This is a genomic window from Nonomuraea pusilla (assembly GCF_900109355.1).
Classification (GTDB): Bacteria; Actinomycetota; Actinomycetes; order Streptosporangiales; family Streptosporangiaceae; genus Nonomuraea; species Nonomuraea pusilla.
In genome coordinates, this window is the sequence record NZ_FOBF01000003.1 from 155,487 (window position 1) to 175,953 (window position 20,467).

General features: G+C 73.6%; 20 protein-coding genes. 7 read left to right on the forward strand and 13 right to left on the reverse strand.

The window, feature by feature from the left end:
* Nucleotides 1-25: 25 nt before the first annotated feature.
* The 7 genes from BMX74_RS06735 to BMX74_RS06765 all read right to left on the reverse strand — a co-directional run bounded on the left by BMX74_RS06735 (nucleotide 26) and on the right by BMX74_RS06765 (nucleotide 7,040).
* Nucleotides 26-1,645, reverse strand: coding sequence for a solute symporter family protein (locus tag BMX74_RS06735; protein WP_091099074.1), 1,620 nt, complete (start codon nucleotides 1,643-1,645; stop codon nucleotides 26-28).
* Between the two features lie 17 nt (nucleotides 1,646-1,662).
* Nucleotides 1,663-1,953 (reverse strand): DUF485 domain-containing protein, encoded by a 291-nt coding sequence (locus BMX74_RS06740; RefSeq protein WP_055505716.1) that lies wholly within the window; start codon nucleotides 1,951-1,953, stop codon nucleotides 1,663-1,665.
* A 214-nt stretch (nucleotides 1,954-2,167) separates the two neighbouring features.
* Nucleotides 2,168-3,655 (reverse strand): sodium/solute symporter, encoded by a 1,488-nt coding sequence (locus BMX74_RS06745; RefSeq protein WP_439951519.1) that lies wholly within the window; start codon nucleotides 3,653-3,655, stop codon nucleotides 2,168-2,170.
* Nucleotides 3,656-3,719: 64 nt separating this feature from the next.
* Complete coding sequence (locus tag BMX74_RS06750; RefSeq protein ID WP_055506312.1) at nucleotides 3,720-4,109, reverse strand: hypothetical protein; 390 nt, start codon at nucleotides 4,107-4,109, stop codon at nucleotides 3,720-3,722.
* A gap of 494 nt (nucleotides 4,110-4,603) precedes the next feature.
* Entirely contained in the window at nucleotides 4,604-5,353 is a 750-nt protein-coding gene (locus BMX74_RS06755) for a LytR/AlgR family response regulator transcription factor (RefSeq protein WP_055505717.1), read from the reverse strand.
* Nucleotides 5,354-5,386: 33 nt separating this feature from the next.
* A complete protein-coding gene (locus BMX74_RS06760) occupies nucleotides 5,387-6,565 on the reverse strand; it encodes a sensor histidine kinase (RefSeq protein ID WP_055505718.1) in 1,179 nt (392 codons plus the stop codon).
* Nucleotides 6,566-6,623: 58 nt separating this feature from the next.
* Nucleotides 6,624-7,040, reverse strand: a complete 417-nt coding sequence (locus tag BMX74_RS06765; protein WP_082535280.1) for an HIT family protein — start codon at nucleotides 7,038-7,040, stop codon at nucleotides 6,624-6,626.
* Nucleotides 7,041-7,127: 87 nt separating this feature from the next.
* On the opposite strand from BMX74_RS06765, the gene BMX74_RS06770 reads away from it, so the two are divergent.
* On the forward strand, nucleotides 7,128-8,684 hold the full coding sequence (locus BMX74_RS06770) for an MFS transporter (protein WP_256256808.1): 1,557 nt from the start codon (nucleotides 7,128-7,130) through the stop codon (nucleotides 8,682-8,684).
* A 5-nt stretch (nucleotides 8,685-8,689) separates the two neighbouring features.
* Nucleotides 8,690-9,304, forward strand: a complete 615-nt coding sequence (locus tag BMX74_RS06775) for a TetR/AcrR family transcriptional regulator (RefSeq protein ID WP_055505720.1) — start codon at nucleotides 8,690-8,692, stop codon at nucleotides 9,302-9,304.
* On the opposite strand, the gene BMX74_RS06780 is transcribed toward BMX74_RS06775, so the two are convergent.
* Genes BMX74_RS06780 through BMX74_RS06795 form a run of 4 tightly spaced genes read right to left on the reverse strand, consistent with a single transcriptional unit; the run spans nucleotide 9,291 to nucleotide 12,581 of the window.
* On the reverse strand, nucleotides 9,291-9,719 hold the full coding sequence (locus BMX74_RS06780; RefSeq protein WP_055505721.1) for a protease inhibitor I42 family protein: 429 nt from the start codon (nucleotides 9,717-9,719) through the stop codon (nucleotides 9,291-9,293). The genes BMX74_RS06775 and BMX74_RS06780 overlap by 14 nt on opposite strands.
* Nucleotides 9,716-10,834 carry a YihY/virulence factor BrkB family protein gene (locus BMX74_RS06785; protein WP_082535349.1) on the reverse strand — a complete coding sequence of 373 codons (1,119 nt, stop codon included), beginning with the start codon at nucleotides 10,832-10,834 and terminating at the stop codon, nucleotides 9,716-9,718. The genes BMX74_RS06780 and BMX74_RS06785 overlap by 4 nt, the downstream gene beginning before the upstream one ends.
* A gap of 5 nt (nucleotides 10,835-10,839) precedes the next feature.
* The gene (locus tag BMX74_RS06790; protein ID WP_055505723.1) at nucleotides 10,840-12,189 is read right to left on the reverse strand and encodes a DUF3618 domain-containing protein; all 1,350 of its coding nucleotides are present in this window, start codon (nucleotides 12,187-12,189) and stop codon (nucleotides 10,840-10,842) included.
* Nucleotides 12,186-12,581 (reverse strand): phage holin family protein, encoded by a 396-nt coding sequence (locus BMX74_RS06795; RefSeq protein ID WP_055505724.1) that lies wholly within the window; start codon nucleotides 12,579-12,581, stop codon nucleotides 12,186-12,188. The genes BMX74_RS06790 and BMX74_RS06795 overlap by 4 nt, the downstream gene beginning before the upstream one ends.
* A 359-nt stretch (nucleotides 12,582-12,940) precedes the next feature.
* Between BMX74_RS06795 and BMX74_RS06800 the strand changes: the two genes are divergently transcribed.
* From BMX74_RS06800 to BMX74_RS06820, 5 genes are all read left to right on the forward strand, one after another.
* The gene (locus BMX74_RS06800; protein ID WP_055505725.1) at nucleotides 12,941-16,189 is read left to right on the forward strand and encodes a DEAD/DEAH box helicase; all 3,249 of its coding nucleotides are present in this window, start codon (nucleotides 12,941-12,943) and stop codon (nucleotides 16,187-16,189) included.
* Nucleotide 16,190: 1 nt separating this feature from the next.
* Entirely contained in the window at nucleotides 16,191-16,976 is a 786-nt protein-coding gene (locus BMX74_RS06805) for an SWIM zinc finger family protein (protein ID WP_091099075.1), read from the forward strand.
* Between the two features lie 75 nt (nucleotides 16,977-17,051).
* Complete coding sequence (locus BMX74_RS06810; RefSeq protein ID WP_091099078.1) at nucleotides 17,052-17,483, forward strand: hypothetical protein; 432 nt, start codon at nucleotides 17,052-17,054, stop codon at nucleotides 17,481-17,483.
* 78 nt (nucleotides 17,484-17,561) lie between these two features.
* The gene (locus BMX74_RS06815; RefSeq protein ID WP_091099080.1) at nucleotides 17,562-17,978 is read left to right on the forward strand and encodes an SRPBCC family protein; all 417 of its coding nucleotides are present in this window, start codon (nucleotides 17,562-17,564) and stop codon (nucleotides 17,976-17,978) included.
* Nucleotides 17,979-18,416 carry a MarR family winged helix-turn-helix transcriptional regulator gene (locus BMX74_RS06820; protein WP_091099082.1) on the forward strand — a complete coding sequence of 146 codons (438 nt, stop codon included), beginning with the start codon at nucleotides 17,979-17,981 and terminating at the stop codon, nucleotides 18,414-18,416.
* 63 nt (nucleotides 18,417-18,479) lie between these two features.
* Here BMX74_RS06820 and BMX74_RS06825 read toward each other — a convergent pair whose 3' ends face one another.
* Together BMX74_RS06825 and adh are read right to left on the reverse strand one after the other, a co-directional pair.
* Nucleotides 18,480-18,884, reverse strand: a complete 405-nt coding sequence (locus tag BMX74_RS06825; protein ID WP_055505730.1) for a DUF779 domain-containing protein — start codon at nucleotides 18,882-18,884, stop codon at nucleotides 18,480-18,482.
* The gene (gene adh / locus BMX74_RS06830) at nucleotides 18,884-20,401 is read right to left on the reverse strand and encodes an aldehyde dehydrogenase (RefSeq protein ID WP_055505731.1); all 1,518 of its coding nucleotides are present in this window, start codon (nucleotides 20,399-20,401) and stop codon (nucleotides 18,884-18,886) included. The genes BMX74_RS06825 and adh overlap by 1 nt, the downstream gene beginning before the upstream one ends.
* Between the last annotated feature and the right edge of the window lie 66 nt (nucleotides 20,402-20,467).

Genomic DNA, 20,467 nt, shown 5'->3' on the forward strand with positions numbered 1-20,467 from the left:
GGGCCCGTCCTGCGTGGGGCGGGCGTCAGTGCTCGGTGGCCTTCTCGGCGCCGACGCCGGTGAGGGAGCGCACCTCGATCTCGGCGTACTTGGCGGCGTTGTACTCCTTGCTGAGCACGGTCCCGAGCCAGCCGCACAGGAAGCCCAGCGGGATGGAGACGATGCCGGGGTTGCTGAGCGGGAACCAGTGGAAGTCCACGCCGTGGATGAGGGCCGTCACCGGCGTGCCGGCGGGCGGCGCCGGGGCGGACACCACCGGCGAGAAGATCACCAGCAGCAGCGCGGAGCCGAGGCCGCCGTAGATGGCCGCGACCGCGCCCGCGGTGTTGAACCGCTTCCAGAACAGGCTGTACAGGATCGCCGGCAGGTTGCCCGAGGCCGCGACGGCGAACGCCAGCGCCACGAGGAACGCCACGTTCTGGCCCTGGGCGAGGATGCCGAGGCCGATCGCGACCGCGCCGATGACCAGGGCCGAGACCCTGGCCACCACGACCTCCTGCCGCTCGGTGGCCTGGCCGCGGCGGAAGACGTGGGCGTACAGGTCGTGGGCGAAGCTGGACGACGAGGCGAGGGTGAGGCCCGCCACCACGGCGAGGATCGTGGCGAACGCGACGGCGCCGATGAGCGCCAGCAGGATCGTGCCGCCGACCGAGCCGAAGATCTCCTCGCCCACCTTCTGCGCCAGCAGCGGCGCGGCCGTGTTGCCCGCCTTGTCGCCCTTGACGATGGCCTCCTTGCCGACGAGCGCGGCGGCGCCGAAGCCCAGCACCAGCGTCAGCAGGTAGAACACGCCGATGATGCCGATGCCCCAGAGCACGGACTTGCGGGCGTCCTTGGCGGTGGGGACGGTGTAGAAGCGGATGAGGATGTGCGGCAGGCCCGCCGTGCCGAGCACCAGCGCGAGACCCAGGCTGATCAGGTCGATCTTCCCGGCCAGGCCCTGCGCCTCCGTGCCGTACTTCAGGCCCGGGATGAGGAAGTTGCCGGGGTTCGCCTTCGGGCCGCTGGTGGCGGCGGCCTGGCCGAGCAGCGACGACAGGTTGAAGCCGAACTTGCCGAGCACCAGCACGGTCACCAGGGCGGCGCCGCCCATGAGCAGCACGGCCTTGACGATCTGCACCCAGGTGGTGCCCTTCATGCCGCCGAACACCACGTAGATGATCATCAGGGCGCCCACGCCGATGATCGTCCACATCTTGCCCGCCTCGCTGGTCACGCCCAGCAGCAGGCCGACCAGCGCGCCCGCGCCGACCATCTGGGCCAGCAGGTAGAAGATGCTGACCACGATCGTCGAGACGCCCGCCGCGGTGCGCACCGGCCGCGGGCTCATGCGGAACGCCAGCACGTCCGCCATGGTGAACTTGCCGGAGTTGCGCATCAGCTCGGCCACGAGGAGCAGCGCCACCAGCCACGCCACGAGGAAGCCGATGGAGTACAGGAACCCGTCGTAGCCCGACAGCGCGATGATGCCGGCGATGCCGAGGAACGAGGCGGCCGACATGTAGTCGCCGCCGATCGCCAGGCCGTTCTGCACCCCGCTGAACGACCGGCCGCCCGCGTAGTAGTCGGCGGCGGTCTTGGTCTGGCGGCTCGCCCAGATCGTGATCGCCAGGGTGGCGGCCACGAAGGTGAGGAAGAGGATCATTCCCAGGGTCGTCGAGCTCACTGCGTCTTCTCCTCGACCTCGTGACGGAGCTTGTCGGCGATGGGGTCCAGCTTCCTCTCCGCGTGCCTCGCGTACGCCCACGCGATGAGGAAGGTGGACACGAACTGCAGCAACCCGAGGATCAGCCCGACGTTGATCTCCCCGAGCAGCTTGATGCCCATGAAGCCGCGCGCCCAGCCGGACAGCACGACGTAGAGCAGGTACCAGACGAGGAAGGCCACCGTCATGGGGAACGTCCAGCGGCGGAAGCGCCGCTTGAGCTCCTGGAACTCGGAGCTCGTCTGCATCTGCTCATAAACCGATGCGTCATGTTCTTTGGTCGTCACGAGACCTCCACTGTGATGCGGATCACCATCAACGTAGGAGCGGAACGTACCCGCCGTGGAGGGGGCGGACGCCGTCGCTCGCCGAGCCGCTGGAGCGCGGCGGTCAGCTGGCCGGCCGCTGCGGTGAAAGGTCCCTTCAGCGCGACGAACGGTTCGCGCGTCCCGCCGGAGGCGGTCAGGAGGAGCGGGGCCGCCAGTCGCCGCGGTCCACGTCGAGGTCCTCGGGCGCGTGCAGCCGCACCATCGTCCTCGCCACGCCCGGCGGCACCCGGTCCGGCGTCAGGAACGACACCGCGACCATGACGGTGAACGCGATCGGCACCGTCCAGGCCGCCGGCTGGGCCAGCAGCGCTCCCGCCGGCCCCTCGTACGGGCCGCCGATGACCGTCGCCAGCACCGCGCCGCAGGCCAGCCCGCCGCCCACGAACAGGCCCGCGAGCGCGCCCGTCGTCGTCAGCCTGCGCCACCAGATGCCCAGCACGAGCAGCGGGCAGAACGACGAGGCCGCCACGGCGAACGCCAGCCCCACCACGTCCGCCACCGGCAGCGCCCTCGCCCACAGCGCCAGGCCCAGCGGCACGACCACGGCCATCAGGGTGGCGACCCTGAACGAGCGCACGCCGCCCTTCAGCAGGTCCTGCGCGATCACCCCGGCCACCGACACCGTGAGCCCCGACGAGGTGGACAGGAACGCCGCGAACGCGCCCGCCGTGGCCAGCGCCGTCAGCAGGTCGCCCAGCGTGCCGCCGATCATCCGCTGCGGCAGCGCCAGCACCACCTCGTCGGTGCGCACCAGGTCGGGCGCGTACACCCGGCCGAGCCACCCGTACAGGGCGGGCAGCAGGTAGAACGCGCCCAGCAGCGACAGCACCACGAGCGTCGTGCGGCGCGCCGCCCGCCCGTCCGGGTTGGTGTAGAAGCGCACCAGGACGTGCGGCAGCCCCATCGTGCCGAGGAAGGTGGCCAGGATCAGCGAGTACGTCGAGTACAGCGCATACTCCTTGCCGCCGCCCAGGGGCACCAGCCAGGCGCCCGCGTCATCGCCCGTCACCGGCGGGGCACCGTCGTCGCGCCAGGCCATCAGCAGGAACACCAGCGGCACCGCCAGCGCGGTCAGCTTCAGCCAGTACTGGAACGCCTGCACGAACGTGATCGACCGCATGCCGCCGGACAGCACGTTCACCGCCACCACGACCGCCACCAGCAGGCCGCCCGCCCAGACCGGCGCGCCCGTGATCGACCGCAGCACCAGGCCCGCGCTCTGGAACTGCGGCATCAGGTACAGCCACCCGATCAGCACGACCAGCACGCTCGCCGTGCGGCGCACCGTCATCGACTCGAGCCGCGCCTCGGCGAAGTCCGGCAGCGTGTACGCCCCCGACCGGCGCAGCGGCGCCGACACCAGCACCAGCAGCACCAGGTAGCCGCCGGTCCAGCCGACCGGCAGCCACAGCATGTCCACGCCGTACGACAGGATGAGCCCGGCGACGCCCAGGAACGACGCCGCCGACAGGTACTCCCCGCCGATGGCGGACGCGTTCCACAGCGGGCTCACCGTCCGGGAGGCGACGTAGAAGTCGGACGTGGTGCGGGAGACGCGGATGCCGAACGCGCCGATCAGCACGGCCGCCACCATCACCACCAGCACCGCCGCCAGGCTCACCGGGCCGCCCCCTCGGCGCGCGGCGGCGCGGCGCTCCCCGCGTACGGGCCGGGGCCGGGCGGGGTCACCGGCGCTCGACCAGTTCGGCGAAGTGGCGTTCGTTGCGCTCGGCCTGGCGCACGTACAGCCAGGCGCCGACGACGAACGCCGGGTAGATGAGCCCGGCCAGCACCGCCCACGGCAGCGGGACACCCAGCAGGTGCACCTGCCCCAGGTCGGGGATGAGCAGGAACAGCACCGGCAGCCCGCCGATGACGCACGCCAGCACCGTGCAGACGAACAGGGCCAGCCGGAACTGGGTGCGTAGCAGCGAGGCCATGTAGACCTCGCCGAGCCGGGTCTGCTCGTCGATCTCCCTGGTGGCGGGGTAGCGGGGGCGGCGCGCCGCGCCCATGCGCGGGCTGGTCACGGCGACCCGGCGGGGGACCTCGCCCCGCCGCGCCGACTCCGACATCCGCCGCACCATCTCCCCGGCCCGGCCAGACTCGGACCTACGCCGCCCCACCTCCCCGGCCCGGCCAGACTCGGACCTACGCCGCACCGTCTCCCCGGCACTCCGCGACGCCTCCGACGACCGCCGCGCCCCCTCTCCCCTCCGCCGCACCGGCGCAGGGGACTCCGGAAGGCCGGAACCGGGCACAGGGCGCTCCGGAAGGCCGGGATCCGGCACGGGAGGGACCGGAAGGGCCGGATCCGCCGCGGGAAGGGCCGGGAGACCGGAACCGGGCGCGGGGGGCTCCAGGAGGACGGAATCCGGCGCGGGAGGGCCCGGAAGAGCGGGATCCGGCACGGCGGGCGCCGGGGCGGTGGGGTCCGGGGTGGCGGGACCCGGGGTGGTGGGGCCCGGGGTGGTGGGGCCCGGGGTGGTGGGGCCCGGGGCGGCGGGCGCCGGGGTGGTGGGGTCCGGGGTGGTGGGGTCCGGGGTGGGCGGGTGGTGGGGGGTCTCGGTCACTCGGGTCTGCCCTTTCTGGCCCTCCGGACGAGCAGGTCGCGCAGCTCCCTGGTGTGGCGGCGGCTGACCGGGATCTCCGTGTCGCCCACCCGCACGCTGCACCTGCCCGAGTCGATGTGCAGCTCCTCGATGTGCCTGACCGCGACCAGGTGGCTGCGGTGCACCCGGACGAACCCGGCGGACGCCCACCGCTCCTCCAGCGTGGCGAGCGGGATGCGCACCAGGTGGCTGCCCGTGGCGGTGTGCAGGCGGGCGTAGTCGCCCTGCGCCTCGACGTACATCACGTCGGCGCTGGAGACGAACCGGGTCACACCCCCCAGCTCCACCGGGATCGTGCCGCTCTCGCCTGCGTCCAGGGGCACCTCGGCCGACACCGCCACCCGCCTGATCGCCTCGGCCAGCCGCTCGGGGCGCACCGGCTTGAGCAGGTAGTCCTCGGCCTTGATCTCGAACGCGTCCACCGCGTGCTCCTCGTACGCGGTGACGAACACGACGCGCGGCGGGTTGGCGAACTGCGACAGCAGCCGCCCGAGCACGACGCCGTCGAGGCCGCGCATCCTGATGTCGAGGAAGACGGCGTCGATGGGGCGCCCGTCGGCGATCGCGCGGTCCAGCAGCCGCAGCGCCGCGGCGCCGTCCCTGGCCGTGGCCACCTCGCCGATGCGGGGGTCGGCGCGCAGCAGGTACGAGAGATCTTCCAGCGCGGGAAGCTCGTCGTCCACCGCGAGGACCCGAAGGTGTGCCATAGACAGTGATGAAACCGACATCGAAGACCGAGGTCAACGGGTGGACACACCCGGGTGATACTTCGGCAATCTGACGTTGACCTTCGTGCCCGCTCCCTGCCCCGTCTCCACCACCAGACCGTACTCGTCGCCGTAGACCTGGCGCAGGCGTTCGTCCACGTTGGCCAGGCCCACGCCGCTGCTGGAGGAGATCTCCCCGGCGAGGATGCGGCGCAGCCGGTCGGGGTCCATGCCGAGCCCGTCGTCCTCGACGCTGATGCGGCACTCGGCCCCGGCGTCCTCGGCGACGATGGCGATGCGGCCCACGCCGTTCCTGCTCTCCAGGCCGTGCCTGACGGCGTTCTCCACCAGCGGCTGCAGGCACAGGAACGGCACCGCCACGGGCAGCACCTCGGGCGCGATGCGCAGCGTCACCTGGAGCTGGTCGCCGAACCTGGCCCGTTCGAGCGTCAGGTAGCGGTCGATCGAGCGCAGCTCCTCGGCCAGCGTCGTGTACTCGCCGTGCCTGCGGAAGGAGTACCGCGTGAAGTCGGCGAACTCCAGCAGCAGCTCCCTGGCCCGCTCCGGGTCGGTGCGGACGAACGAGGCGATGGTGGTGAGCGAGTTGTAGATGAAGTGCGGCGAGATCTGCGCGCGCAGCGCCCGCACCTCCGCCTCCATCAGCCGGGTGCGCGAGCGGTCCAGCTCGGCCAGTTCGAGCTGCGAGTCGACCCACCCGGCCACCTCCTGCGCGGCCCGCACCAGCCCCGCCGAGGCGTTCGGCCCGTACGCGGCCAGCGCCCCCACCACCCGCTCGTCGGTGGTGAGCGGCACGACGACGCCCTGCCTGATGGGGCATTCCAGCAGGTCGCAGTCGATGGTCAGCACCTGGGTGCGGCCGTCCTCCAGGGTGGCAGCGGCGTGCCCGAACGCCTGGCCCGCGTGGTGGTCTCCGGCGCCGTCGTACACGAGGAGGCGTTCGCGGTCGGTGATGGCCAGCGCGGACGAGCCGAGCAGCTCGCGCAGGTGCCGCGAGGCGCGCTCGGCGCCGTCGGCGGTGAGCCCGGCCCGCAGCGGCGGCCCGGCCAGCGACGCGGTGTGCAGGGTCTCGAACGTGGCCCGCTCGGCCGGGCTGGTGCCCAGCTCGCGGCGGCCCCGCATGACCCGCCACAGCACGATCGCCGGAACGCTCACGAGCACGGCGACCACGGCCGCTCCGACCACGTACTCCACGCTGCCGGAGCCTACTGCCTCCTCCGGGGCCGTGCCCCTGCGGCCGGGACGCCCGGGGTCAGCCGTCCCCGGGCAGCGCCGCGGCGATCCTGGCGGCGTACGCGGCGGCCTCCTCGGCGGAGTCGTACCGGGTGCGGGGCCAGAAGAAGCCGCGCAGGCCGTCCTTGCGGTGCCGCGGCACCACGTGGACGTGCAGATGCGGGACGCTCTGGCTGATCCGGTTGTTCACGGCCACGAACGTGCCCCCGGCCTCCAGCCCCTCCTCCACCGCCCTGGCGACGGCCTGGACGCGCGAGAAGAACGGCCCGACGTCGCCGAGGTCGGCGAGCGTCTCGACGTGGAGGCGGGGCACCACCAGGACGTGCCCCTTGAAGACGGGCCTGGTGTCGAGGAACGCGACGGCCACCTCGTCGGACCGCACCAGGTGCGCCTGCCGCTCCCCCGCCACGATCTCGCAGAACAGATCAGTACCCACCGCCCGACCCTACCCACCGAACCACCGGCCTCCCAGGAGACGCCCCTACCGGTGCTTTGACGACACAGTGTTGCTATCTTTAGTGACATGGTGTCGCTAAATGAGCGGACCCAGCAGAGCTGGCTCCCCCTGATCGTGCTCGGGGTCGGCATGTCGATGATCATCATCGACGCGACGATCGTGAACGTGGCCGTGCCCGCGATCATGGCCGACCTGCGGCTGTCCGCCACGGACGTCGAATGGGTCAACTCGATCTACTCGCTGTCGTTCGCCGCCCTCCTCATCCCCCTCGGCCGCACCGGCGACGTCCACGGCAGGCGCAGGATGTTCGCCACCGGCCTGGTGGTGTTCCTCGCCGCCAGCATCCTGGCCGCCTCGGCGGGCAGCGGTGCGCTGCTGGTCGCCGCCCGGGTGGCGCAGGGCGTCGGCGCGTCGATGGTGGTGCCGATGACGCTCGCCGTCATCAACTCGCTCTACACCGGCTCACGCCGCACGATCGCCTTCGCCGTCTGGGGCTCCGTCATCGGCGGCATGGCCGCGCTCGGGCCGCTGCTCGGCGGCTGGGTCGTGACCGACTTCGGGTGGCGGTGGGCGTTCTGGGTGAACCTCCCCATCGGCCTGCTGGTCCTGCTCGGCACCCTCAAGGTCCCCGAGTCGAAGGACCCGGCGGCGGGCGGCTCCGACGTCCCCGGCGTGCTGCTGTCGGTCGTCGGCACGACCGCCCTGGTGTTCGGCCTGATCGAGGGCCAGACGTACGGCTGGTTCACGCCCACGGGCGAGGCGCGCCTGCTCGGCGTGGCCTGGCCGCTGGACGGCGTGTCGCCCATCCCGTTCGCCTTCGCGCTCGCGGTGGCGGCGCTCGTGGCACTCGTCCTGGTCGAGCGGGCCAGGTCCCGCGCCGGCCGGCCCGTCATCCTCGACCTGTCGCTGTTCTCCATCCCCTCCTTCCGCTACGGCGGCGCCGCCGCGATGATCGTGACGGTCGGCGAGTTCGGGCTGATCCTCGTGCTGCCGCTGTTCCTGCAGTCGGCCATGGGCTACACGGCCTTCGAGGCGGGCCTCGTCATCGCCTCGCTGGCGGGCGGGACGTTCCTGGCCGGCGGCCTGGTGCCCAGGCTCGGGCTGGCCCCGCGGGTCATCGTCAGGATCGGGCTGGCCCTGGAGGCCGCGGGCGCCGTCGCCGTCGGGCTGGCCGTCTCCCCCTCGATGGGCCCGTGGACGCTGGTGCCCTGGCTCGTCCTGTACGGCGTCGGGGTCGGGTTCGCCTCCGCCCAGCTCCCCAACGTGATGCTGGCCGGGGTGCCGCCGCGCCAGTCGGGCCTGGCGTCCGGGCTGCAGAGCGCGGTCCGGCAGCTCGGCGCCGCCGTCGGCATCGCGGTGCTCGGCGCGGTGCTCGTCACCGGCCTCGACACGGCGATGGCCGACCGCCTGCCCGGCGACCCGGCACTCGGCCGGGCGGTGCGCGAGAGCGCCGGCGCGGCCATCCCCGGCATCAGGGACCCGGCCGCGCACGCCGCCGCCGTCGCCGCCTCGGCCGACGCCACCAGGCGGGTGACGGTCGTGACGGGCCTCGTCCTGCTCGCGGGCGTCGGCGCGACACTGCTGCTCCCCGATACTGGTGGTAGGCGACGCGAGGAGGAGTGAGTCCGGTGCCGAGGATCAGCGCGGCGACGGTGGCCGACCATCGGGCGAGCCAGCACGCCGCCCTGCTGGAGGCCGCCATGGAGATCCTGGTGGCCGAGGGCCCTGCCGGGCTGACCCCGGCCGCCGTCGGGGCGAGGGTGGGGCTGGCGCGGTCGAGCGTGTACCGCTACTTCTCCTCCACCGCCGACATCCTCGCCCAGCTCACCGAGGACTCCATGCCGCGCTGGACGGCCCGCCTGGAGGCCGCCGCCGGGGGCGGGGGCGACCTGGAGGCCCGGGTGCGCGCGTACGCGGCGGTGACGCTGTCGTTCGTGACGAGCCGCGACTACGCGCTGCTGAGGGCGCTGGTCGCGGTCGAGCTGCCGCCCGCCTGCCGGGGCCGCATCGACGAGATGCACGCCGCGATGATCGAGCCGTTGCGCGGCATCCTGGCCGAGGCGGGGCACGAGCACCCTGGCCTGGTGGCGCACCTCGGCTGGAGCATCCTGGGCGAGGGCCAGCGTCAGATCGCCGCGGGCGCGGACCCCGGGCTGGTCGTGCCCGTCACCACGGACGTGCTCTGCCGCGCCGTGCTCACCGCACCCCTCCGACCTGGTGGAGCCGTGCTCACTTCACCGTGACCTGGAACAGCGCCTCGCCCGACTCCCGCCTGCTCTCCTCCGTCGCCGGGGTGGCGGCGCCGCCGCAGCGCCAGCAGTCGCGCAGCCTGATCTCGGCCGTCCCCGCGTGCTTGGCGTTGAACACGAAGTAGCTGGTGCCGCCCGAGCCCGTGCCGCCGCCGTCGCTCCGGTACTCCTTGCTGATGTACGACGCCACCTTCGCGTCGGGCACCGCCTCCAGGCTCCAGTGGTCGCCCACGGAGGCGTTCTCGGCCACGGCCAGCGAGAACCGATCGCCCTGCCGCACCTCCACCCGCACGGTGGAGCCCTTGGCGCCCTTGGCCACCGTGCCGAGATCGTTCACGGCCGAGCCCGCCCCGCACCCGGTCAGCGCGGACGCGAGCAGGGCGGCGGCCACCGCCGTACGACGCTTCATTCCGGCAGGTTATCGGCCTTCGGCGGGTCGCGCGGCACGGCGTACGGCTCACGCCCGGCCGGCGCGCCCTGGACGATCCCGCGCTCCCTCATCAGCTCGGCGTCCACCTCGGCGCCGAGCAGCAACGCCATGTTCGACAGCCACAGCCACACGAGGAACACCACCACGGCCGCCAGCGTCCCGTACGTCTTGTCGTACGAGGCGAAGTGCGTGACGTACAGGGCGAAACCGCCGGAGACGATCACCCACAGGAGCACGGCGACGACGCCGCCGGGGGTGAGCCAGCGCACGCCGGGCTGGCGGACGTTCGGGGCGGCCCAGTACAGCACCATGATGAGGCCCGCCGCGACGAGCGCCAGCACCGGCCACTTGGCGATGTCCCAGGCGGTGACGGCGGCGTCGCCGACCCCGAGCGCGTCGCCCGCGAGCCTCGCCAGGTCGCCCGTGAGGGTCACCGCGATCGCGCCGGCCGCCAGCAGCACCGTCGCGAGGACGGTCAGGCCCAGTCTGAGCGGCGTCAGCTTCCAGAACGGGCGGCCCTCCTCGATGTCGTAGATGGCGTTGACCGCCCTGATGAACGCCGCCAGGTAGCCGGACGCCGACCAGAGCGCCACCAGCAGGCCGACCACCGCGAACAGGCCCGCCCTGCCGCTGCCGCTGACCGCCGTGACGCCCTGCACGATCAGCGCGCGCACCTCGGACGGCGCCAGCACCACGAGGTTGCCGACGACCGCGGCCGTGTCGTTCCTGCCGAGCAGTCCGAACACCGACACCAGCACGATCAGCGCGGGGAAGATGGACAGCACGCCGTAGTACGTGAGCGCCGCCGCCAGGTCGGGGACACGGTCGTCCTTGAACTCGATGACCGTACGCCTGAGCACGCTCCACCAGGCCCGCCGAGGCAACTCCCCCGGCCCCTCGGGCGCCCGCCCGCCATGCCCGTGCGGGCTGTGCGGGTCCTGCGGGTCCTGCGGGCCATGCGGGTCCTGCGGGCCCTGCTCCTGCTGTGCCTCGGGCCTGGGGGACGCGCGCCGCGCCCGGCCGTCCCGCTCAGCGGCGGGGCGGCCGGGCGCGGTGGATGAGGTGGGCGCGTCCGGCCGGTCGTCCGGGCGCACGCGCGTCACCTCCCCAGCAGTCCGCGGCGCAGGCCGTGCTTCTGGCCCGGCGCGTACCTCCTGACCAGGTCGCGCGGCACCGTCATGGCGCCGCGCCGTCCGAGGCCGACCGTGGACGGGCCGCCCACGGGCAGGGCGCCGGTCAGGCGGCGGCGCAGGCCGGAGCGGCGCATCATGCCACCGCCCAGCAGGCCCGTGCCCATGAGCCCGCGTCCGCGCCTCGTGCCGATGCCCATGATGCCGCGCCTGCCGAAGATGCCCGCGCGGATGCCGGACGGCATCAGCCGGGACCGCCTCATGCCCGCGGGCAGCATCCCACCGCGCAACATCCCTCCGCGCAACATCCCTCCGCGCGTCATCCCGCCGCGCAGCATCCCTCGTCGGGTCATGCCGCCCCGCATCAGGCGGGAGCCCCACGGGGCGGGACGCAGCGGGCCGGGACGCAGCGTGGCGGAGCGCAGCAGTCCCCGCCTGCGCATCAGGCCGCCGCCCAGCAGGCCCGTACCCATGAACCCGCTGAGCCCGCGTCCGCGCGTCATGCGGGCGCCCATGAGGCCCCGCCTGCCGAAGACGCCCCGCCGCACCGGCCCGCGCCCCATGAGCAGGCCCGCGGGCATGACGCCGCGCATGCCGGACCGCATCGCGTACCCCTTGGTCGTGCCGCGTGTACGCGCCCGCTGCACCGCGAGGGCGGCGGCGGCCCCGGCCGCCGCGAGGAGCAGCAGCGGCCGCTTCTTCCTCCCCCTGACCTGCTCAGGAGCGGCGTGGCGGACCCGCTCGGCCACACCGGCCGCCCGCTCCTTGGCGGCGACGGCCGCGCCGCCCGCGCGTTCCCTGGCCGCCACGGCCACGTTCCCCGCGCGTTCCCTCATGTGGGAGGCCGCCTCCCCCGCCCTGGCCTTGACGTCCGCCTTGTGGGCGAGCTGGCCGACGGTGTCGCCGAGTTCCCTGCGGGTCCGTTCGATGTCCCTGCGCACGTCGTCCTCCTCGTACCCGGCGCCGTAGCGGGCTCGCTCGCCGCCGCCCCTCTCGCCGCGGGCTCTCTCCCCGTGGAGCGGCTCGCCGCGCGGCCCGCGGTCGTGGGCGACCCCGCTGCTGGGCTCCGCGCCCAGTGACTCCTCCTCGGGCCACCGGCTGTGGATGGCCTCGACCCGGTCGTCCCTCACGGGGGACTCGGGAATGAAGGTTTCGTGCCCTTCCCGCGCGGCCTCGGCCTGGCGGGCGTTCTCGGCCGCGCCCGGACGGGTCGGCGGCACGTTGATCGATTCGTGCTCGGTGGGCATGCCGACGGTCGCCCTGCGGGCGCCGACGTCGCCGGCATGCTGGTCGCTGTATCCGGGATTGGTCTCGCTCATCGCCGCACCCTCTCCTTGACCATGCTCTCCTTGACCGTGTCGATGTCGGCCTTGACGCTCGCGATGGTCTCGTGGGGGACCGGCGGCGTGGCCTGCTTCACCTGGCTCTTGCCGACGAGGCCCACGACCGCGGCCACGACGAACAGCAGCCCGGCGACGATCAGGGCGGCCGCCCACGCGGGCAGGACGAGGGCGAGGGCCAGCACGACGGTGGCGACGACCGCGGCGCCGCCGTAGAAGGCCAGCAGCCCCGCCGCGCCGAACAGGCCCGCGCCGAACGCCCCGCGCCTGCCCTTCTCCGCCAGCTCGTACCTGGCCAGGCGCAGCTCGTCCTTGACGAGCCTGGTCACCTGCTCGGAGAGATCGTTGACCAGCTTGTGGGTTTCAGTCATGACGTCGCCTCCTCCGTCGAGGATGGCGCCTACCCAGGCCGCCGGTCCTATCACCTGCTCCTATCGCCTGCCCTGCCTCCGGGCGCCGCGCAGGAGAAGGTCGAGGACGGTCAGAAGGGCCGACGGCTCGGTGCCGCACCAGGCGTCCGGGCGCCGGGGCTCGCTGAACGGAGAGGGCTGCTCGCAGGGAGGAGTCTGGGGCTTGGGCCGCTCACACCACGATCCTGGACGTTCCATACTTCGATGATACTTTTCCAGCATTGACCGATGTGACGGACATCACGCATCCCGTACGCCCCAGACCGGTCGGAGGAGCGCGGAACCGCGCAGGTCGGCCGGGTGGGAGGTAACCTGCGTCCGTGCTGGTACACGGCGTCTGGACGGACGAGGGTCTGGCCTTCTGGGCGGAGACCCCGGCCGATCAGGGGTCGCTGCCCGGAGCGCGGCGGCACGGCGAGCAGCCGGCGCCCCACCCGTTCGCCGCGTCCGCCACGCGAGTGGCCGCCGAACTGCGCATCGACGCCGCCTCCGCGCCGGACGTGACCGCCGCGCCGGGCTTCGGGGCGGCCGCGCCGCCGGTTCCGCCGGAAGCCCGGCAGGGGGCCGTCCTCGGCTTCCACCGTCCCACCGGACAGGCCGTGGGGCGGACCTTGGAGCTGCTGCTGCCCGGCTCGGCGCGCGAGCCGCTGCCCTCCCCCGAGACCGGGCTCCTGCCCGGCGTGGCGCGCCCGCGGCTGCGCCGGTGGCAGGTGCCCGCCGTCGTGCCGTCCGCCTCGGAGACCCTGCGCCTCCTGGCCGCGCTCACTCCCTCGGAGGCTCCCCAGCACCGCGAGACGGGCGCGGGCGGCTCCTCAGGGTCCGGCCGGGACTCCCACGGCACTGGCGCCGCCGGGCGTGCCGGGACGTATCGGGCGGTCACGGCGACGCTGCGGCACTGGGGCGCGGTCGCCGAGTTCGCGGACGGCCTGGTGCGGCGCGGCCGAGTGATCCCCCAGCTCGTCCCGTTCGAGCACCCGGCCGGCCCCGGCGACCGCCCCGGCATGCCCGGCGATCCTCCGGACGCCTCCGGAGCCGGGCGGCGGTGGGCGGCGGTGTGGCGGGCCGTCGTCACCGGGGGTGACGCCGCGTACTTCCGCGAGCTCGCGCTCGCCATGCCGCCCGCGTGCCGCGCGTACCAGGCCGAGCGTCCCGCCTCGGACGTCCTGCTGGAGGCGCTGGACGCCTTCGCCGACGCGCTCGTCCGCCGGGCGCTCGCCGGGCGCCCCCTGATGGAGGAGCCACGCGCCCGCGAGGCCGCGTGGACGCCGGAGGGACGCTGGCTGGCGGCGTTGACCGGCGCCGATCCGTCGTGTGCCGACGTTCCCAGGCTGCGGGAGGAGCTGGAGTCCTGGCGCCGGACGGTGCTCTCCGCCGAGAGCGCGGCCCGCGTCTGCTTCCGCCTCGTCGAGCCCGCCCCCGAGCCTGTTCCCTTCCCCGAAGACGTCCCCCAGCGGGACGAGGGCGGGTGGCGGGTGGAGGTGGCGCTGCGGGCCGCGGACGACCCCAGCCTGTACGTCCCCGCCGAACGCGTCTGGACCGGCGAGCCGGTTCCCGGCCTGCCCCGGCGTCCCGAGCGGGACCTGCTGGCCGGGCTGGGCCGCGCCGCCCGCCTCTACCCGGAGCTGGAGCGCGCTCTGCGGGTGCCGCACCCCACCGGCCTGACGCTCGACACGCCCGGCGCGTACGGCTTCCTGCGCACGGCCGCGCCGCTGCTCCAGGCGGCCGGGTTCGGGGTGCAGCTCCCCCGCTGGGCCGGACGCACCCGGCTGGGCCTGAAGCTGACGACGCGCACGGCGTCGCGGCAGGGGGCCGCGACCGGCCAGGGGTTCGGCCTGCGGGAGCTGGTGGACTTCCGGGTGGACCTGGCCGTCGGCGACGCGGTGATCAGCGAGGCGGAGCTGGCCGAGCTCGCCCGGCTGAAGGTGCCGCTGGTACGGGTGCGCGGCCAGTGGGTGGAGCTGGACGAGCGGCAGCTCAAGGCGGCGCTCAGGGCGGTCGCGGGCCTGCGGTCGGGGCAGGCGTCCGCGGCCGGCATCCTGCAGGAGGTGGTGCGCGGCGGCGACGAGGAGCTGCCGCTGCTGGAGGTCGACGCCGACGGCGTCCTCGGGGACCTGCTGTCGGGCCAGGCGGAGCGGCGGCTCGCCCCGATCGCGACCCCTGAGGGGCTGGACGCGACGCTGCGCCCGTACCAGGAGCGCGGGCTGGCCTGGCTGAGCTTCCTGTCGGAGCTGGGCCTCGGTGGCGTCCTGGCCGACGACATGGGCCTGGGCAAGACGGTGACCACGCTGGCGCTGCTGGTGCACGAGCGCGCGGCCGAGCCGACCCTGCTGGTGTGCCCGATGTCGCTGGTGGGCAACTGGCAGCGGGAGGCGGCGCGGTTCGCGCCGGACCTGCGCGTGTACGTGCACCACGGGCAGGGCCGCGACGCCTCCCGCGTCGCGGGCGCGGAACTGGTGATCACGACGTACGGCACCGCGCAGCGCGACCTGGAGACGCTGCGCGGGTTCGCCTGGCGCAGGGTCGTCTGCGACGAGGCCCAGGCGATCAAGAACAGCGGCACGCTGCAGTCGCGGGCGGTGCGGTCGATCCCGGCGGGCACGCGGCTGGCCCTGACCGGCACGCCGGTCGAGAACCACCTGGCCGAGCTCTGGTCGATCATGGAGTTCGCGAACCCGGGGATGCTGGGCCCGCGCGCCCGGTTCAGGACCCGCTTCCAGGAGCCGATCGAGGCTCGCCAGGACGAACGGGCCGCGCGGGAGCTGAAGCGGGCGACCGGACCGTTCATCCTCCGCCGCGTCAAGACGGACAAGTCCGTGATCTCCGACCTGCCGGAGAAGATGGAGGTCAAGGAGTGGTGCCCGCTCACCGCCGAGCAGGCCACGCTCTACCGGGCGGTCGTCGACGACATGCTCGCGAAGATCGACAGCAGCGAGGGGATCGAGCGGCGCGGACTGGTGCTGTCGGCCATGGCCAAGCTGAAGCAGGTCTGCAACCACCCCGCCCACCTGCTCAAGGACGGCTCCCGGCTGGCCGGCAGGTCGGGAAAGCTGACCCGGCTGGAGCAGCTCGCCGAGGAGATCCTGGCCGAGGGCGAGAAGGCGCTGGTGTTCACGCAGTACGCCGAGTTCGGCTCGATGCTGCAGCCGTACCTCGCCCAGCGGCTGGAGCGGCCGGTGCTGTGGCTGCACGGCGGCCTGCCCAAGAAGACCCGCGACCGCCTGGTCCAGCGCTTCCAGGACGATCCCGAGCCGATGCTGTTCGTGCTGTCGCTCAAGGCGGCGGGCGTCGGGCTGAACCTGACGGCGGCGAACCACGTCGTGCACGTGGACCGCTGGTGGAACCCCGCCGTCGAGGACCAGGCCACCGACCGGGCCTTCCGCATCGGGCAGCGCAGGAACGTCCAGGTGCGCAAGCTCATCTGCGCCGGCACCCTGGAGGAACGCGTCGACGCCATGATCGAGCGTAAGAAGGCGCTGGCCGAGCGGGTGGTGGGCACCGGCGAGGAGTGGCTGACCGACCTGTCCACGGCGGAGCTGCGCGAGGTCTTCCGCCTGACCGGGGAGGTGTGACGTGGGCGCCGACTGGTCCGCTTTCGAGCACAGGGGGCCGATCAGGGTCGAGGGCGGCCTGCGGGCCAGGTCGAAGCGCGGCAGCATCGGATCGAGCTGGTGGTCGAGGCGGTTCGTGGACGTGCTCGAACGGGTCTGCGACCGGGGCAGGCTCTCGCGGGGCCGCGCGTACGCCCGCCAGGGGCAGGTCCTGTCGATCGACCTGTCGCCGGGGCTGGTGGAGGCCGCCGTCCAGGGCTCGCGGCCCGCGCCGTACGAGGTGACGATCCGCATCGAGGCGTACGGCGAGGAGCGGTGGGCGGCGGTCGAGGACGCGCTCGCCCGGCAGGCCGTCCACCGGGCGAAGCTGCTGGCGGGCGAGATGCCGCCGGAGATCGAGGACGTGTTCGCCGAGCTCGGGACCGACCTGTTCCCGCGCGATCTCGACATGCGCTGCTCGTGCCCCGACTGGGGCGTGCCGTGCAAGCACCTGTCGGCGGTGCTGTACCTGCTGGCGGAGTCGTTCGACGACGATCCGTTCCTCGTGCTGGCCTGGCGCGGGCGCACGCGGGCGCGGCTGCTCGGCGCGCTGGCGGAGGAGCCGGAGGAGCGCGACCCGCTACGGGTGGACGACGTGCCGTTCGCCGAGCGGCTGGCCGACTTCTACGCGCCGGGCGCGACCGCGCACCGGCAGGAGCGCCGGGCTTCGGAGGCGGCGCCGGACCTGCTGCCGCGCGTCTTCCCGCCGCCCCCGGCGGTCGCCGACGCGCTCACGGCGGCCTACCGGCGCCTCCGCGACACCCCCTGACCCGCCGTTCGCGGGACGCGCACCGGCCTCGCCCCACTACAGTGGGCGATCGTCCGACTACCGAGAGGATCTGGCATGGTCGTCCCCTCATGGCGGCCGGCGGCGGCGGGCGCGGCGGCGCTCGCGGTGGCCGCCCTGCTCGCGCCGCCCGCCCACGCCCGCACCCCCGCGCCGCCCCCGTCCGCGTGCGGCGCGCCCGTCAACCGGCAGCTCGGCGACGTCGCCGTCACCATGCAGCTCTGCCCCGACTGGGCGCCGGCCGGGCGCATCCCGGTCCACTCCGGCACCCGCCCCGCCGGCGCGAAGGTGGTCGGCTGGATCGACCCCGCCGGCGACGGCTGGTACGAGTGCGGCATGCGCGGCGACCCGTACCGGGGCATCCCGGGGGCGGTCAGCCGCTGGTGGGCGGCGGCCATGGCCGACAACGGCCGGTGGGGCTACGTCAGCCAGCTCTACCTCCAGGGCGGGCGCGAGGGCGATCCCGAGCAGTCGCTGCGGCGCTGCTGAACCAGCGGTTGCGCGAATCTAGTCTGCGCGTAGATAATCTACGCGCAGACTAGATGCCTCGTTCAGAAGGAGCCTGCCATGTGGGAGTACCAGCACGCCGCCGAGACCACCGCCGCCCCCGAAGCGGTCTGGCGGGTCTGGGCGGACGTCGAGTCGTGGCCCGAGTGGAACGACGGCGTCGAGCGCATCCGGATCGACGGGCCGTTCGAGGCCGGCACGACGTTCGCCATGACCCCTCCCGGCGACGAGCCGATCACCATGCGCCTCGTGGAGGTCGTCCCCGGCGAGGTGTTCACCGACGAGCTGGACGCCGGCGACTTCCTCGTGACCACCGTGCACCGGCTGGAGCCACTCCCGGGCGGCGGCACCCGGGTGGTGTACCGCACCGAGATCACCGGCCCGGCCGCCGGGGCGGTCGGGCCCGAGCTGGGGCCCCGGATCACCGGCGACTTCCCCGACGTCGTGGCCGCCCTGGCGCGCCGGGCGGAGGGCTGAATGGGGCCGTCCGACCCGGAGCAGAGCCCCGGGTTCCTGCTGTGGCACGTCACGCTGCGCTGGCAGCGCGCCATGGTGGCGGCGCTCGCCCCGCTGGACCTCACCCACGTCCAGTTCGTCCTGCTGGCGACCACCTGGTGGCTCAACACGCACGGCGAGGACCCGAACCAGCTCAGCCTGGCCAGGTACGCGGGCACCGACGTGAAGATGACGTCGCAGGTGCTGCGCAGGCTGGAGGACAAGGGGCTGGTGCGGCGCGAGGTGGACCCGGCCGACAGCCGGGCCAGGCGGCTGCGGGCCACCGAGAGGGGCGCCGAACTGGCGCAGCGCGCCATCGCGGCCGTGGACGCGGCCGACGCCGCCTTCTTCGCGCCGGTCGGCGACCCCACCGGCTTCCTGGCGTCCCTCCGCCACCTCGCCGACCGCGACACCTCCTGACACCCCCTGACGCCCCGTGACGCCCCGTGGGGCTCCCCCGCGAGGGGAGCCCGCGTCCCGGGATCAGTACGCGGCCGTGTCGCCCGTCGGCGGGGGCGGGGCCGCGGCGAGACGGTCCAGTTCCTCCTCCGTCAGCAGGCGGGAGCGGACGAGGAAGCGCACCCCCTCGGGCGCCTCCAGCGAGAACCCGCTCCCGCGCCCCGCGACGACGTCCACCGTGAGGTGGGTGTGCCGCCAGTACTCGTACTGGTCGGCGCTCATCCAGAACGGCGTGCCGCCATCGACGAGGCCGAGCAGCACGTCCGAGCCTCCCACCCGGAACTCGCCGCGCGGGTAGCACATCGGCGCGCTGCCGTCGCAGCACCCGCCCGACTGGTGGAACATCAGCGGCCCGTGCCGCTCGGCGAGCCGCCGGACGAGTTCCCCGGCGGCCGGGGTCAGCTCGACGAGCCCGGTCGGGACGTCCATCAGAAGAACCCGAGGCGCTTCGGCGAGTAGCTGACCAGCAGGTTCTTGGTCTGCTGGTAGTGGTCGAGCATCATCTTGTGGTTCTCGCGGCCGATGCCCGAGTTCTTGTAGCCGCCGAACGCGGCGTGGGCGGGGTAGGCGTGGTAGCAGTTCGTCCACACCCGGCCGGCCTTGATCTCGCGGCCGAGGCGGTAGGCGGTGTTGCCGTCGCGGGTCCACACGCCCGCCCCGAGGCCGTACAGCGTGTCGTTGGCGATCTTCAGCGCCTCGTCCACCGAGTCGTACGTGGTGACGGAGACGACCGGGCCGAAGATCTCCTCCTGGAAGATCCGCATGTCGTTGGTGCCGCGGAAGATGGTCGGCTCGATGTAGTAGCCGCCCTCCAGGCCCTCGACCGTGCGGGGCCCGCCGCCGGTCAGGACCTCGGCGCCCTCCTGCTTGCCGATGTCGATGTACGAAAGGATCTTCTCGAACTGATCGTTGCTCGCCTGCGCGCCGATCATCGTGGCCGGGTCGAGCGGGTCGCCGCCGACGATGGCGCGGGTGCGCTCGACGCACCTGGCCATGAACTCGTCGTAGATCGAGGAGTGGATCAGCGCGCGGGACGGGCAGGTGCACACCTCGCCCTGGTTCAGCGCGAACATCACGAACCCCTCGACGGCCTTGTCGAGGAAGTCGTCGTCGGCGGCCGTCACGTCGGGCAGGAAGATGTTGGGGCTCTTGCCGCCGAGCTCCAGCGTGACGGGGATGATGTTCTCGCTGGCGTACTGCATGATCAGGCGGCCGGTGGTGGTCTCGCCGGTGAAGGCGACCTTCGCGACGCGCCTGCTGGACGCGAGCGGCTTGCCCGCCTCGACGCCGAAGCCGTTGACGACGTTCACGACGCCCGGCGGCAGCAGGTCGGCGATCAGCTCGATCACCAGCAGCAGGCTGACCGGGGTCTGCTCGGCGGGCTTGATGACCACGCAGTTGCCGGCGGCCAGCGCCGGCGCGAGCTTCCAGGTGGCCATGAGGATCGGGAAGTTCCACGGGATGATCTGGCCGACCACGCCGAGCGGCTCGTGGAAGTGGTAGGCGACGGTGTCGGCGTCGATCTCGGCGATGCTGCCTTCCTGGGCGCGGATCGCGCCGGCGAAGTAGCGGAAGTGGTCCACGGCGAGCGGCAGGTCGGCCGCCAGCGTCTCACGTACCGGCTTGCCGTTCTCCCAGGTCTCGGCGACGGCGAGGCGTTCGAGGTTCTCCTCGATCCGGTCGGCGATCCGGTTGAGGATGTTGGCGCGCTCGGTGGTGGACGTGCGGCCCCACGCTCCGGCCGCGGCGTGGGCCGCGTCGAGCGCCAGCTCGACGTCGGCGGCGGACGAGCGGGCGACCTCGCAGAAGTCCTGCCCGTTCACCGGCGACGGGTTGGCGAAGTACCGTCCCTCGACGGGGGCGACCCAGTCGCCGCCGATGAAGTTGTCGTAACGCGGGGCGAAGCTGACGATGCTGCCTTCGGTACCTGGCTGCGCGTACACCATGGGGACGCTCCTCGCTGGGCCTGTGTGCGGGTACGACGGCGGCCGGCCGGTCGTGGTCGCCGTGAC